Genomic DNA, 15490 nt, shown 5'->3' on the forward strand with positions numbered 1-15490 from the left:
CTGAAACAACGAAAATTTCAGGAAGTTCCGAATAAATCGGGCTTGCGGAAAAACATCTATTTCGAAGATATGTCTGAGTGATGAAGACATGAGGGACTGCCATGCCCGACAAAGCTTATTTCGACAAAAAGCTGACCGCCGCCCGGCACGCTATTGCCGAGAAGAATTTCGGGGAAGCGCGAGCTGTTCTTGATGAACTTTCGAACGCGCATGATGGTCACCTGATGGGAGAAACGACCGCGCTGGGTCTGCCCCGCAGGCTCCATTCCGTGTTTCTTGCTCTGGCCAAGGCGCAAGGGGATGTGGTCTCCCGCGTCGGCTACCAATATCATCTGGTTCCCTCGCCTGATGTTTTCCAGCCCTATGGCCGCTTTTCAGCGGATGAACGGCGTTTGATCGCCGCCAAAAATCGGGAGCCGGTGCCTCACATCATTAACCAGATATGGATCGGCGACAAACCGGTGCCGGTATCGACAGGGGCTTGGGCGGCTCATGCAGAAAAGCACGGCTATGAATACCGACTGTGGCGAGAGGCTGATCTTGAACGGGAAGGCGTCTTTGCAAATCCGATCTTTGCCGGAATGCTGGCTGAGCGGGATTACCCTGGTGCGGTGGACGTGGCGCGATACATCATCCTGTCGAAGCTGGGCGGCATTTATCTCGACTGCGATTTTTATCCCGCCCGCGACGATCTGAGCTTTGGCGATATTTTGCCGATGATCGGCCTTACGGCTTTTGCAGAAGATGTGCCGCGCAAGACAGGGCAGGGCAATGTGTTGTTGGCCAATTCCTTCATCGCAACGCCACCTTCCCATCCCGTCTTTACCCGGATGCTTGAGGCCTTCCCCGCGATTTTGGAGACACTGCCGAAAGCGCCCGCGTGGTGGGCAACCGGACCGCTGATTTTCACTGTTGTGGCAAGATCGGGCTCGGTATCGCTCGCTGGTGGAGATTTCGTCGCGGCCTTCCTACCAGATCGCTCGCCCCTCAGCGCGGTGGAAGCTGCGCGTGCGGATGTAAAGGGTGATGGCCTTTTGATCGCATGGAAATCATGGTGACAACGCCTCGAGCCATTGGCGCGACGACCGCCAGCGGCATCCGGGATGATCCGCGGTCAGCGTAAAAAGTCTCTGTAAAAAGCTCCAGACGCTTTCGTCATGGTCCAGATGATGTGTCAGAATGCCCGTCATGCCGCCTGTATCATGCGCGTCGCGCATCCGTGCGGCAGTTTCGGCAAACAGCAGATCATGATCCTTGCCGCCCCGGGTGCCACGCCAATCGATGACATCGACGTGCGTGTTGAGGAGAGGGATTCTGCCCGGCTTTTCAGGTCCATAAACAGACAGTGCCTGATAACCAGCCGCCGACAAGTGCTCGATAATGGTCTCATCGATGCGGTTCCACGGCGGCACAAGTAGCTGTACGAAACGCGGTTCATGCAATGAGTTGAGTTTCTCAAGTCCGGCCTGCAGTTCCCCAAGCACGGTTTCCAATGGTCGGTGTAGTCCAAGCTCCCGCTTCTTCTCTTCCGGCCCAGCATGGTTTTGGTGCGCCCAGCCATGGACCGCGACGTCTATGTGTGACGTGTGCTCGAGCCGCTTTGCCAGTGCCCCGCCCGTCGGCTCAGGAATGACCGCCAGCGTCATCGGTATCGAGTACCGCTCAGACAAATCCAGAAGCTGGTCCAGTGCGGCGCTGGGCTGCGTGGCATCATCATCCCTCAGCCATAAGTCTGTGATGGCGTTTCTCCTGGCAAAATCATCCAATGTGTCCAGAAGCAATTTTTCGGTCATGATGCATGTTCCGGCAGGTGCGTGAGAATGTTGTTGAGTGTTATGGCCGCGTTTTCCAGTGAGCGCTCATCACTCGCAAAGCGGCGCGCCGTTTCCGCCATCCTCCTGCGCATGTCGTCATCCGTCATCAGTGACGCCAATGCATCGGCATAGCACCCCGTATCACCGGGTTCGGTCAGAATTCCCGTTTCTCCGTGTCTGACGACCTCCGGGACGCCGGCGATCCGTTCCGCGACCACAGGCAAGCCCGCAGCCTGTGCTTCGAGATAGGCCAGGCCATAGGCCTCACCATGCCCTGGCCAGACGTAGATCGAGGCATGCGACAGGATGTTGGCGATGTCAGCGGTATTTCGTTCGCCGTGCCAGATGAGATGTGATCGGTCGATCGTGTCGAATACCCTATGGACAGTCTCGCGCTCGGGTCCGTCCCCAATGATATCCAGTGTCCATGGCAGGTCCTGCGGTAACAGCTTCAGGGCACCGGCCAGCGCTTGGTAGCTGCTGAGTTTGTCGCCGGCGCGCATCATGGCCACGGTTACCATCCGGTAGCGGGTGGGCGACGGCGCGACCATCGTGAATGCGGATGCATCGATAAAGGGCGGCAGCATGGTGCATCGAATGTCAGCGTCGGCCTCTGTCAGCCCGTCCCGATCGCGGTGGGTGAAGCAAATATTGACGGCCGCGAGGCGTATATCCGTGAGAAGTCCAGCCTGCGTTTCTGCCCAGCCCATTTTGTTTCGCTTGGAAGAGTAGGATGCTTCGGCGGTGACATAGGCCACGCCGTAAAGCTGGCAGACTTCGGGTCCGAGAAAATCCCGTGCCTTGTAATAGGGGTGATAGCAAAACCAGATATCCGGCTTGCCGTCTCGCAGCCATTCGGCCGCAATTCGCTTTCTTTCCGCTTGCGCTTCCCGTTTCAGGCTTTCCATGTCGTCACCATCGGGCTGTCGCAGAAAACTGCGAAGCTCGGAGACCACCTCCACCTCATGCCGGCCAAGCCGCATGGCCCGCATCAGCAGGCGCGCCATCAATCGGTCGCCGGAGGGTACGGGATGGTTGGGAGATTTTAGTGGGCAGTAGAATGCGATTTTCATGGGAGAGTTTTGCTTCGCCATTCAACGTTTCGTCAATGGGAATTTGACCCAGGCAAACCTTGACACTGTGCCTGTTCTCGCCCAACTGATGGGCATGTTCTTCCATGCGCGGGGCGCAATCAGCTTTGACTTCCTCTTCAAACGCACAACATCTTCTGGGTCTCATCCAGTCCAAAAAGGCAACCGCAGGCGTTATTGGCCTCGGTTATGTCGGTCTGCCGCTGGCGATGACCATTGCCCATTCCGGTTTCAAGGTGGTCGGTTTTGATGTCGATCCGGGCAAGATTACTGCCATCGATGCCGGTGAAAGCTATATCGAAGCGGTATCACACGATGTGTTGAACGGTGCGCGCCAAGACGGCGGCTTTGTCGCAACCTGTGATTTTTCCAGGCTTGCCGATTGTGACGTCATTGCAATTTGCGTTCCAACACCGCTGACGAAATATCGCGACCCTGATCTTTCCTATGTCGAAAACACCTGCCGCGAAATTGCCAAAACGCTTCGCCCCGGGCAGCTTGTCGTGCTGGAATCCACCACTTATCCCGGCACCACTGACGGTATCGTCAAGACCATTCTGGAAAAGACTGGGCTGAAATCCGGTGTGGATTTCTTCCTCGGCTTTTCACCGGAGCGGGAAGATCCCGGCAACCGCGATTTCCAGACGTCGACCATTCCCAAAGTGGTGGCCGGTGAAGGTCCGGATGCAGCAGAATTGATGACGACCTTTTATGGCTCCGTGGTTAAAACGGTTGTTCCCGTTTCAACCAATGCCACGGCAGAGGCGGTGAAGATCACCGAAAACGTGTTTCGCGCCGTCAATATCGCCCTCGTCAACGAATTGAAGGTCGTTTACGAAGCGATGGGCATCGATATCTGGGAAGTGATCGATGCGGCCAAGACCAAGCCGTTCGGCTATATGCCGTTCTATCCCGGCCCAGGACTTGGTGGCCACTGCATTCCTATCGACCCGTTCTACCTGACCTGGAAATCGCGTGAATACGAGTTACCGACGCGCTTCATCGAACTGGCAGGTCAGATCAACACCGGCATGCCACGCCATATCGTCAGCCGGTTGGCGGAGGCATTGGATATTCACCGTGGCAAGGCGCTCAGCCGCTCGAAGGTTTTGATCGTGGGGTTGGCCTATAAAAAAACGTGCCCGATATTCGCGAAAGCCCTTCTTTGAAGCTGATCGAGCTTATTCTGGAACGCAGCGGCCAGCCTTCCTATTTCGACCCCTATGTCGCGGAAATTCCCAGAACCCGCGAATATATCGATCTTTTGGGCATGCAGTCGGTCAAGTGGGACCAGCAGACCATTAGTGCATTCGACGCAGTTCTGGTCGCAACCGATCATGACAATATCGACTATAAAAGCCTGAGCGAATGGTCGCCGCTGATCATCGACACGCGCAATGCTTTTGCCAAGCGCGGTATCGTGGCAAGCCACATCATCAAAGCCTGATGGAAGAATAAGAGATGAGCAGACTGGACAGCTTCATTCGCCGCCTGACGGCGCAGCGGGATATTCTCAACCATGTCCAAGCCGATCTCGACCTTCCGGTCGAAGGGCCGGTGATGGAGATCGGGCTTGGCAACGGCCGTACGTTCAACCATCTGCGCGAGCTGTTTCCAGATCGTCGCATCGTGGCTTTCGACAGGGCCATGGGTGCGCATGCGTCATCTGTGCCGGACGATAAGGATTTGGTGATCGGCGAGATCGCCGAAACGGCTCAGGCCTATCTGGGTGTAGAGGCGGCGCTGGTTCATGCCGATATCGGCACAGGTTATCCGGAGAAAGATGCCGTCACGTTGACGTGGTTGCCGCAACTGGTTGCGGGCATGCTGGCCAAGGGTGGAGTTGCGATCAGCGGCCTTCCTTTGGAAGAAAAAACGCTCAATCCGCTGCCCGTGCCTTCGTCGGTGCCGACGGATCGTTATTTCCTCTATCGGAAAATATAAGCGGCTTACAGAAAGAGCTGACTTTCCGCCTCTGAAATCAGAAACACCTTCATTTGCGAACTTTTGCCGCGAATGGGAATGGTCCGGCTTTGCAGCGCCTTGGTGTCATGCCCGGACTGCTTCAACACTGGTTCAGAGACGACAATGGCAGTGTTGAACTCCTTGGCGGCGGTTTCGAGCCTGCTCGCCACATTGACTGTGTCACCGATGGCCGTGAGGTTTTTCGCAGCCCCGTAGCCCATGACGCCGACGATGGATGGGCCTGCGTGAATGCCGACCACAATGCGTAGCCTCACTGCGAATTGCTTTTCCAATTCCTCGTTGAGCGTCTCGATGTTGCGCAGAATGAGGGCCGCCGCTTTGAGCGCATTGCGGCTTGCGTTTTCCGTGTCGCCCGAAAGACCGAAGAGCGCCATGGCACCATCTCCGATGAATTTGTCCAGCCGTCCGCCTGCCTCCTCCACCGCCTGACCCACGACGGTGAAATAGCTGTTGAGCAAAAATACCATGTCATAGGGCAGGCGCGCCTCGGACAGCGCCGTGAAATTGCGAAGATCGCAAAACAGAACGGCAATCTCCTCTTCGCGACCGGGCCGGATCGGCTCGCCGCTGGCCGGAATGTCGCGTTGCTGTTTGGACGCCAGCAACAGAGCCACTTTGAGGTTATGTTTGGGGCGAAGCTGACAACCGAGCCTGACATCGGTGTCCGCGTGAATGCGCTGTAGTGTTGCTCTTTCCATCGAGGATGCTTCTGGCAGAGGCCCATCCGTATCGATGATCCGTACCCGGCATGTCGAACATCGCCCTTTGCCACCGCAAGCCGAAAAATGGGAGACGTTACCGGAGCGGCTGGCTTCCAATATGCTCAACCCTGCTGGTGCCCGAACCAGCGCACCGTGATCGTAGCGGATCTCGAACGAATTCGAACGCTGCCGCCAACTGCGAACGCCACGAAGGGCGATAACCAGAGCAATTGCTGCACCAAACGTGGCTTTCAGTCCGGTGGTAACCGCGTCGACGGTTGCTTCCAGTTCAGCCTGATTGGCAACGGGTGTACGGAGCGGTGGCGGACTATTTTCCATCGCGCGGCCCGCATCGCTGAAGCCGAGAAGCGCAAGGATAGGCAGCAGCACAGCAACGGTCAGAAGATATGGGGAGATTTTCTTGTACCATTCGCGGTAGCGCAGCCAGAAAAACACGCCTAGACAGCCATGAAACCAGATCAGCACCAGTGCCGTGCTTTGACGCAGCCCCAGCCACGGATTGCGTATCCAGAAGTTATGGATCACGGTTTCATAGCCGACATCGACGCCATAAAGCATGCGCGATATGCGGATGCCGGTGGCGTGGTCGATGATCAGATAGGGAATGAGCAGGCCGATGATGATCTGGAGCGCTTCCCGGATCGGCATCTTGAAGGAGCGCCGCAGATAAAGCGAGCGCAACACTAATGCGACATGGGTCAGCACAGAACCGTAGAGTATCAGGCTGCTGAGTGGATTGAGCCAGACGAGGCTGAACCACATGCGTCCATATTCTGCCGCATCGATCGAGATCAGCGCAAGCGCGTGGTTCGCCAAATGGGTGAACACGAAGCTCAGCATAATCAGGCCGGACATAAGGCGCGCATGCCTCAGCGACGTTTCCGACACCATCTTGGTCATGCTGACTGTCTCCGGTTGCCGCTTGCGCTCGTTGTTCGGCAGATTGCCAGAGAGTTCTCTGCTGATAGCCGTTTGCCGCTATACTCTAACGGTCGGAAAAGCAGAATAGATCAACGATCACGTCATCGGCATTTTTCAGCGTCAGAGCTGTATCGTCTGCCCATCCCATGCGGCAAATGCACCCGCAAACTCTTTTTTGGCATCGGCATCGATGACATCAAGCTCGGCATCGGTGCGGAACGGGGCATGGTGGATGAGACCGACGCTCTTTGCATTCGCCAGCTTGGCCAGATGAACAGCCTGCTGCCACGAGGAGTGGCCGTATCCGCGATAGGTTTCCATCTCGGATTCGGTGAAGCTTGCGTCGTAGAGGAAAAGGTCGACGTTTTCGATGAGTTTCAAAACGGTCTTGTCGACCTTGCCCGTTTCATGCTCCGTATCCGTGATGATGGCGAAGCTTCGGCCCTGCCAGTCGATGCGGTAGCCGATGGCATTTCCGGGATGGTTGAGCATTCCGGTCGTGATGTTCAGTTCAGGATGGACAGGCAGAACGTCTCCCGCCTGAAAGTCCCTAGTGATGATCTGGGCGCAGCATATATCGAGCGGGGCCGGAAACCATGGCGGGCTCATGAACTCCGCCAGCATCTCGCGTGTCGTCTTTTGTCCAGCCAGATGGCCTGACCATATGCGAACGGCATTCTCGCGGTTGAAGAAGGGTTTGAAGTACGGAAATCCAATGATGTGATCGTAGTGACAGTGAGAAAAGAACATGTTGACGTCGCCGACGCCTTCCGCCTTGAGCGACTGACCGACTGGCAACAGCCCTGAACCCGCATCGAACAAAAGGACATGCTCTCCGCATCTGACTTCGATGCAGATCGTATTGCCACCATATTTCCGGAATTTGTCTCCCGATACGGGAAGCGTTCCCCGTGCTCCCCAAATCTTGACCCGAAATTCTTCTTTATTGTCCCGACGTGGATCGTCGGAATTCAACGCCATGATACACCCCAATTTACCACGGACAGCCGCAAGGCTTTCTCCGATAGGCACCGTCTTGTCTGTGTTGCCGCCACCCCGGTTCGAGGAGACATGTTATGTCTCCGCCATTAGTAGGGTCAGCATTTCAGTTTTATGACAATAGTGCCACTTTTATTTTTCTTTTGAGAAACGTGGGCGGAAAAGGCTGTTTCTTTTAGGCGTTGGAATTTGATCGTGCTTTGCTCAACTCGGTGGTTGTCTGCGTCAGGCGTTCCGCCAGCACCCGCATGACCTTGATCGTCACGTCTGGGAAATCCGACATAAGCTTGAAGAATTGTTCCTTACCGATGCGCAAAGCTTCGACGGACGTAGACGCCTGGACGGTTGCGGTTCTGACGCTGTCGCACAGGATGGCGATTTCGCCGACGATGGCATTGCCGCTCATCTCGGTCAGCTTGATCTGACCTGAAGGGGAATCGATCAGGACGTCCACCTTGCCCGTCAAAAGGACATAGGCCGCATCTCCCAGATCACCTTGCCGGAACAACTCGTCCCCGGCGTGATAGGACACGCGATCTGATGCGAAAGCCAACAGCTTCAGCTTGGAAGGCTCCATCTCGCTGAAGAAGGGAACGCGTTTCAGCATTTGAATTTCGTCTTTGAAAAGCATTGCCCTGTCCCGTCCGTATTCCTGTTCTACCCAAGATAAACCAACTATGCGGCGATCATTTCTTTAAATGTACCGTTTTCTTCCAGAAGAGTCTCGTATGTTCCATCAGCAACAATGGTCGTGTGGTTAATAACGATAACACGGTCGAACATTTTTGACAGTGCAGCATTGGACAGTATCCAGATGACCGCCGGATTGGCCTCATCACGTTTGAGGAATGAGATCACGTTGTCGACGATTTCCTGTTGCATGCGGTGATCGAGACCCGGCAATGGGCGATTGAGCACATAGTAGTCCGACTTTCGCATCAAGGCCCTGGCCAGATTAAGCTTTTGCCGCTGCAAAGGACCTAGCCGCTTACCGCCCGCGCCGAGATTGAACTCAAGTCCGACGGCCAGAACCTTTTCGTAAAGACCCTGCTTTTTCATCGCTTCGGCCACGATCTTGGTGATGCGCCGTGATGCATCGGCATAACGATGGCTGATCTTGCCGAACAGGATATTGTCGAGAAGGCTGGTCGAAGCGGCGTATTTTTCGGGATCATACGGCTCGATCCAGCTGCGCAGATCATCGGGCAGGTTCTGGTGGAACATGTGTCTGACTTCGATGATCTTGTCCATGACGTCCTGCGTCAGAAGACCAAAACGCTGTCTGGGTTCGATGTAGAAAAAGCTGAGCCGCAGCATGGCGCGCCTGTCGGCGTCGTTGGCGTCCTTGTAGCTCTTGCCCTGAAGGCGCTGCAGCGTCTGTTGATAGGTCGGAATATCATCAGCCGTCATAAAGGTGAGCTGCTGGAAAAACGGGTGATCGGGCGCAAGATCGCTGAAGATTTCAACGACGTTTTCCGCAATCGTATAACCCATATCGTAAAGCGTCTCGGACAGTCCGCTGCTGCGCATCAGCGAGCGGAAATAATCGCTGTCGATGATTTTCCGACTGGCGGTCGAGGAATCGCGCATCGTTCCGAACATGATGTTTTCACCGACGGTTGCCTCGGCATTGTAGCTGTTCGGTTCGAATGGCACGATCAGACCGCTCAGATTTTCCTCGTCGAGTTCCATGCGCAGCGCCTGCCGCAACTCCACGATCCTGGCTGCCAGATGCAGATCGGTCAAAGGATCGATGGACGAGCGCAATGCAAACTCGAGAATGTCGGGCGACAACTGAACCGTATCGAGAACGGACAGCATGGCCTTGAGGAATTTTTCCTCTTCATCGCTTCCAAAGGGGCTGGAGGCGTAATCGATCCAGTCGCTGTTCACATCGATGTCGGGATTTTTGGCGAGCTTTGCTTCGCGAATTTCCCATTTTCTATGTTCGAGTTCCGTACCCGCATAGTCCTTAGCCTTCAAAGGCGCATGTTTCAGGCCGTAAACGAGATTTTCTCTCAGGCTCGCATGGAAGAAATACGTGTCCGCCGAAACGTAGGAAATGCGTCGCCCGGTTACGGATTCCGGTAATTCGTGCAGGTCTCTATCACCGAAGGTGATCTTGCCGGATGTCGGCCACAGGGTCCGCCCCAGCGCATCGGCAAGGGCTTCGGCCCCTGAGCCGCCCACAATGCCCACGGTTTCTCCCGGATTGATCGTCAAGGATGCCTGATCGAGAAGCCGAGTACCGCTGTCATCATCCAGTGCCAAACCGGCAATAACGATTGGACCGGTGATCGCCGCTGCCGCTTCCGGTGACAGCGCCTGAATTTTCGAATCGATCATGGTTGGTGAATCGAACTGTTCGAAAACCTGTTCGTATTTTACCTGAACATCCTGACGCGCCTGGTCCCAGTCGATCAGTTCTTTCAGCGGGCCCGGTAGTTCCTTGTAGGCGTTGATGACGGCAACGAGCTGACCGACATCGAGGCTGCCTCTCAGCGTCAGATAACCGCCCAACGAGTAAAAGAAGAACGGCGTCAGTTGAGCGAGGAAATTATTGATGAACTTGACGATGAATTTCCACTGGTACAGGTCGTAGCGGATTTTAAAGATTTCGCCGAGCCTGTGGGCAGCGTCCGCGCGTTCATAATTGGAGGTGTCATAGGCGTGGATCGTGCCGATACCATCCACCATTTCGCCGATCCTGCCTGCCAGTTGTCGAGCACTCAACTGGCGCTGCCTGCCGAGTTCGATCAGGCGACGGCGCATCTGGGGAATGATACCGACCTGAATAGCCGCCATGAAGGCAGCAATCAGCCCGAGCCAGAAATTCTGAACGAGAATGAAGAAGAGAGCCGACAGCGCCTGGCCGCCAAGAAGTGCTGGCTGAACGAAAGCATCGCCCGTGAAACCGCCAAGCGGTTCCACCTCGTCCTTAATCATGCTGGAAATTTCCGCACCCTTTACCCGCTTGAAGTGGGAAGGGGGAAACAGCAGAATACGATCGATCAACTGGAAGCGAATGCGGCGTAGCAAACGCTCACCAAGGCGGCCCTTGTAAGTGTTGATGTAGTATTTGAAGAGCCCGTTGATGATGACGAGCGCAAGGAACGTAAGGCTCAAACCCATCAACATGCCCAGACGGGTGAGCTCGAGGCCTGGGAACAGCGTGACAGTTCCCATATAGGGAATATCGAGCGTCAGATGCATAAAGAGCTGAGTGGAATTCACGCCCTCGAAGCCATCTCCCTGTATGGGGCCGTTGACGATCTGCTTGGGAAGATCGAAAGCAAGGAAATAGGGGATCATCGAAAAGGCGACGATCAGCAGAATGAAAAGCTGCTGCCGCCGCGTGTGATTCCAGATGTAGCGGGTTAGACTTTTTTCCATGTAGGACTTCTATGCCTTGCCGGTCTGACTGGAAGGTAGTTGATGTTTGTCACTGCGTCAAAGCCGCTGTTGCGTAACGGCGAAGGACGTTAGAGAGATAAATGAAGATGCGTCTTTTGTCGTGAAAAGGCGGGATGGGACGCCGGAAACGGCGCGGATCATTCTTTCACGAATTATGAATAAGCGCCTTATAGCGCAATTCCTCAAAAACGGAATAGTTGGGCGTTGCCCAGCGTGCGAATTTCGCCGCGCGGTATTTCCGTTTTTGCAGACCCGAATGGGGTAAGCTCGATTTGCCTGCCTGCGCCCGGCGGGAGATGGAAGCCATCATCTGTGGGACGGAAGCCGTCTGCATCGATGTGAACGGACTGCGCGAAACGGTCCGTCGTCACATGCAAAATCCACCGTCCGTTTTCGGTTTGTGTCAGGATGGTCTCAATGCTGGCACGATGAAGGGCGACTTGCCTGCCGCTTGGGAAATGGAAAGAATCGGCAAGCAATTCACCTGTTTGGGCATCCAGAAGTTTCGCCACCGTGACGTCGTGTGATGGTGGGCCGAACCGATAGGCATAGGTCGTATCGAAGAATGCACCGAACAGATCGGTCGCGGCAATCGCCTGCTTTGCACGCGCTAGCAGACTGATTGTGCGCCTGCCGCTGACGACCGGCTGGAGGCCATCGCGCAGACACGCGATTTCCACCACCGCATCCACATTTTCAGGTGTTTCATTGATGACGTGGATATCGAGGCCGTTGGTACCCTCATCGAGAAGGTTGATTTGCAGAGGCCGAAACGCACGTTTCAGGCCGTAGAAGGCAGACTTCGGCTGACCTGTCGAATCGATAACTCCCCAGCCGGGACCGGGTAGCAGATCCTGCAACGTCCACACCAGCGCGCCCTGACAGTTTGAACCGACACGCCGCCATTCCGCAAACGTGGCTTCCATGACCTCGGCAATCGCTGCGCGGGAAAAATCGAGATAGCGATCGACATCCTCCCTTCGCAATATTGCCGGGTCCACGTCATAAAGCAGCTTGAGATAGTGGTCGCGCACGTCCTCGAAGTCCCAGGACGCCCCTCTGTCTCGCGGCACTCTGGCTCGCCATTTCGGATCGTGAATCGGTTTTGCCGGCAGATATTTGTCGAGCGTGCGTTGATGCGGGACGTTTGCGAAGGCGAGGCATTCACCCGCAAAACGCACATCGGCGCGGCGCGCATCTTCCAGCGGTCTGCAATAGGCACCGACGCCGTAGTAGTGGCCTACTTTTTCGTTCGGGACGAACGGTAAAGCACCGCCGAACGGGGAGTTTGGCACATAGGCAATATCAGGTCGCAGACGGCGAACGTGTGCAGGCAGAATTTCTTCCGTCAGCGGTCCCTTCCAGAACTGCTCCGATAAGCCCAGCATAGCGCCTTGCTGGTACATTTCACTGCCGCCGCACAGAACGGTCAGCGATGGGGAGTGCGCAGTTTTTGCAAGGAGCTGAGATATTTCCTGCTCGATGTGGGCAAGAAAGGCCTCATCCTTAGCCGGATAATCGAAGTTGGCCAGCATCATGTCCTGCCAGACCATCAGACCAAGCTCATCACACAGCGCGAAGAATTCCGGCGTCTCATAAGTCATGGTGCCGCCGATGCGGATCATGTTCATGCCAGCCTCAGCGGCAAGGCGAAGCCAGGGCTCGTAATCTGCGCGGCCACCGGGCAGGCGGACGATATCAGCATTGGTCCAGACGGCACCCCGGCAGAAGACGGGCTCGCCGTTGATCTTCAGGCCAAAGCCTTTTCCATCCGCGCCACAGTCGATCTCTACCCGGCGAAAACCAGTCCTTGCAGCCAGTTGCGTTTGGCCATCTACGCGCAGGTTTACATCGTAAAGCACCGGCTTGCCGTGCGTCGCGGGCCACCAAGGCTCGATGTTTTCGAGCCTCATTTCACCTTTGAATGTGTTGTCCCCCGTAGCGTGGAGTGGCACCCAAAAACCCGCGCACTCCAGCTCCATGGCTGCAGACTTGCTGCGGACTGAGATATGCAGCAATCCAGTGCCGTCTTCATTCAGTTGCGATTGAAACGACAGGACTTCGAATGCTCGCTTGTTTTCACGGATCAAACGAATGGGTCGCCATGGTCCGATGGCGTGGATTTCCGGGCACCAGCCGGGCATATGACCGAGCGCTGTCGTTCTGATCAGTCGCAGCCCTTGGGAGTTCATCATTTGCGGACGCCAGCGGGCGCGAGGTCCGGTTTTGTCCAAGCGTGGTGCCAATGCTCGAAAGCAGATGGCGAGTTCGTCTGCGCCGGTTAGTTCAAAGGCCACGTCCAGTGCTTCGAACATGCTGGTGGAGTGCGCGACCAGTTCACCGTTCAGGAAAATTTCGGCAATCGTCGCCAGTCCTTCAAAGCGCAGAATGGCCGGACCGATCTCATCGGACACCAATGTCAGCCGATACCAGGCATCACGATTGTTCAGAGGTTCTGGTTGAAGGCGATCAAACTTGCCCAGCGCTTCAAGCGCCTGTGCGACAGTTCCCGGTACGGGTGCTGTCAGCGTTTCGGCGTCGAAGGGAATATCGACCGGCGTTAGATAGGCATCGGGCTCGGTCAGCGTCAGGGTCCAGCCCTCGCTCAAGGATTGCCCTTTATCGATGCAGGGGGCCGTCACGCGGCCTCGCTTGTCTGGGCGAGCGAGGTCTCCAAATCCGCCATCAGCGCGTCCCAAGCCGTGACCGCCGGGTCGAGAGCGGTGGCTAATGGATCAAACTTGCGGCGGGCAATGGCGCGGGCAAGCTGAAACTGTACGGTTTTCGCTACTTCCGAAACGCGAAGTGCATGCGCAGATGCTTCGCCGAAGCGTCGCTCACCACCCAACCATTCCAGATGGCTGGCAGCCAGTTCGAAGTTCGCACCAAACTGGCGAAGCGTGTTGAAGGCGTATTTATGGAAAAAGCCGAAGGGCCGGTCGGCTACGTTTTCCACTTGCGTAGGAAAGACTTCGGCGAAGGCTTTGATCGGATTTTGCTTAGGCCGTCTTGCAAAATGCGATGCCAGAAGACGCAGCGCTATCGCTCGTCTTTCCACATCGGACACCGGCTTTTCAGGAAATTTCGCGAATTCGGTATAGGGCAGGAAAGGCAAGTCTTCGTCTGTCAGATGATGCTGGAAAATACCGGAGAAATCGTCTCCCTCCAGCGCAAAATAACCGCCATTGTGGAAATATTCTAACTGCCGACCTGCCACGTCCATCCGGTTGATGGCGACGGTGGTTTTGCCATGTTCCTTGCGATAGGCGGTGCCGTGCGTATCCGGCATGTAGAAACTGTCCATCTCGATCAGGCAGATACGACCGCGCTGCAACTGCGTTTCGATATGGCTTTCGAGCCTGTCGAAAATAGCCAGTTCGGTGACGCGGATGCCATAGAGCGATTCGAGGTCTTCCAGCGGCACTTTGAAGAACGTGAACTGGTCGCCCTCAAAATCCTGGGCCAGCGTAAAGCCGAGCATGGCTTCAGGCGGCAGGCCGCTTGAGGCCAGAAGTTCGATCCACAGATCGACATAACAATTGGTTTCCGGCCACATCCGCTCCAGCGAATGTAACGGATGCGGAACGTAGGTCTCAGCGTTGAGGGCCGGAAAGATGCTCGTCATGCCGTCTTCAACCCCAAAGCGTGTCTCGAACCGGCTGTGGCCATGCCTCGACATCCAGTCCATGCTTGGCAAATAGCGCCAGCGCAATGCGCTCCAGCCCGAAGCCGACGCATGCCGTGTGTGCAACGTCGCCGTTATCGAGGTTCAGGCCCCATTTGGCTCCAAAAGCGTCCTGATGGTAGTTGAAGCTCATGCAGGCGGTCTGGTTGGTGGTGGAGGTGACCGGGATTAGAAGCTCGAATTTCAGGTTCTGGTCGCGCTGGTTGTTGGCCAGCATCTTGCCGGCACGCCCGAAGAATGGATCGTTGGCGATATCGATCTTCACATCGAGACCGATCTTTTCCATCATGTCCACGCCGCGATCCATCCACAGCTGACGGAATTCCGTCACGTCGCTTTCGGTGCCCATGCATACATATTCGCGCATACGGAACAGTTGCTGGCGGGCTGGGTCCTTGGAGGGCTCATGGCGGAAACAATAGGATTGAATGTCGTAAAGGCCGCCGCCAGCAGGCAGGTTGCCGCGCTTGGCGATGGTTGGATAAAGCGGGTAGCAGGCAGCAGGCGTCAGCACGATGTCGGTGATCTTCTGGTCTTTCGTCCAGTCCGTGCCCTCGTCCATGCTTTTGATCAGGCTGACATGATCTAGCTCGCAGCCGCAGAAGGAATGGACTGTGCCTGCCAGTTGCGGGAAGCTTTTCATATAGCCGCTTTTTTCGAAATAGGCGCGGTTGATACCCGGCGGGAAGCGGATGACTTCGGCTTTGTCTGCTCCGCCGACCGTTCCGATTAGGCGCTCAAAACCGGCGATCACATCTTCGAACTGACCGCTGCGGCCATAAAGGCCATCCACGCCGGTATCGATCAGCAGGCCCTTTTCAAACAGGCGATCGAGAAAGGATGTTTGCATGTCCATGG

Annotated in this window: 11 protein-coding genes and 1 pseudogene; 3 read left to right on the forward strand and 9 right to left on the reverse strand. The window is 55.8% G+C overall.

What is annotated here, in order from left to right:
- Positions 1 to 101 precede the first annotated feature (101 nt).
- A complete protein-coding gene (locus tag CPJ18_RS21245; RefSeq protein WP_103659906.1) occupies positions 102 to 1058 on the forward strand; it encodes a glycosyltransferase family 32 protein in 957 nt (318 codons plus the stop codon).
- On the opposite strand, the gene CPJ18_RS21250 is transcribed toward CPJ18_RS21245, so the two are convergent.
- Positions 1050 to 1793: a polysaccharide deacetylase family protein gene (locus CPJ18_RS21250; RefSeq protein WP_103659907.1), complete on the reverse strand. Its 744-nt coding sequence runs from the start codon at positions 1791 to 1793 to the stop codon at positions 1050 to 1052. The two genes, CPJ18_RS21245 and CPJ18_RS21250, sit on opposite strands and share 9 nt — an antisense overlap.
- Positions 1790 to 2887 (reverse strand): glycosyltransferase family 4 protein, encoded by a 1098-nt coding sequence (locus tag CPJ18_RS21255; RefSeq protein ID WP_103659961.1) that lies wholly within the window; start codon positions 2885 to 2887, stop codon positions 1790 to 1792. The genes CPJ18_RS21250 and CPJ18_RS21255 overlap by 4 nt, the downstream gene beginning before the upstream one ends.
- 104 nt (positions 2888 to 2991) lie before the next feature.
- Here CPJ18_RS21255 and CPJ18_RS21260 point away from each other — a divergent pair.
- A pseudogene (locus tag CPJ18_RS21260) lies at positions 2992 to 4352 on the forward strand (nucleotide sugar dehydrogenase).
- 14 nt (positions 4353 to 4366) lie between these two features.
- A complete protein-coding gene (locus tag CPJ18_RS21265) occupies positions 4367 to 4849 on the forward strand; it encodes a class I SAM-dependent methyltransferase (RefSeq protein WP_103659908.1) in 483 nt (160 codons plus the stop codon).
- A 5-nt stretch (positions 4850 to 4854) separates the two neighbouring features.
- On the opposite strand, the gene CPJ18_RS21270 is transcribed toward CPJ18_RS21265, so the two are convergent.
- From CPJ18_RS21270 to CPJ18_RS21300, 7 genes are all read right to left on the reverse strand, one after another.
- Positions 4855 to 6513 (reverse strand): adenylate/guanylate cyclase domain-containing protein, encoded by a 1659-nt coding sequence (locus CPJ18_RS21270; RefSeq protein WP_103659909.1) that lies wholly within the window; start codon positions 6511 to 6513, stop codon positions 4855 to 4857.
- A gap of 141 nt (positions 6514 to 6654) precedes the next feature.
- Positions 6655 to 7515 (reverse strand): MBL fold metallo-hydrolase, encoded by an 861-nt coding sequence (locus tag CPJ18_RS21275; protein ID WP_103659910.1) that lies wholly within the window; start codon positions 7513 to 7515, stop codon positions 6655 to 6657.
- Between the two features lie 193 nt (positions 7516 to 7708).
- The gene (locus CPJ18_RS21280; RefSeq protein WP_103659911.1) at positions 7709 to 8164 is read right to left on the reverse strand and encodes a cyclic nucleotide-binding domain-containing protein; all 456 of its coding nucleotides are present in this window, start codon (positions 8162 to 8164) and stop codon (positions 7709 to 7711) included.
- Between the two features lie 44 nt (positions 8165 to 8208).
- Positions 8209 to 10926, reverse strand: a complete 2718-nt coding sequence (locus tag CPJ18_RS21285; RefSeq protein WP_103659912.1) for an ABC transporter ATP-binding protein — start codon at positions 10924 to 10926, stop codon at positions 8209 to 8211.
- A 203-nt stretch (positions 10927 to 11129) separates the two neighbouring features.
- On the reverse strand, positions 11130 to 13556 hold the full coding sequence (locus CPJ18_RS21290; protein ID WP_153366887.1) for a glycoside hydrolase family 2 protein: 2427 nt from the start codon (positions 13554 to 13556) through the stop codon (positions 11130 to 11132).
- Between the two features lie 29 nt (positions 13557 to 13585).
- Positions 13586 to 14572: a DUF1839 family protein gene (locus CPJ18_RS21295; protein ID WP_103659914.1), complete on the reverse strand. Its 987-nt coding sequence runs from the start codon at positions 14570 to 14572 to the stop codon at positions 13586 to 13588.
- Between the two features lie 7 nt (positions 14573 to 14579).
- A complete protein-coding gene (locus tag CPJ18_RS21300) occupies positions 14580 to 15488 on the reverse strand; it encodes an amino acid--[acyl-carrier-protein] ligase (protein WP_103659915.1) in 909 nt (302 codons plus the stop codon).
- Positions 15489 to 15490 lie beyond the last annotated feature (2 nt).

Origin of the sequence: Agrobacterium rosae (assembly GCF_002915175.1) — a bacterium.
GTDB classification, from domain to species: Bacteria; Pseudomonadota; Alphaproteobacteria; order Rhizobiales; family Rhizobiaceae; genus Agrobacterium; species Agrobacterium rosae.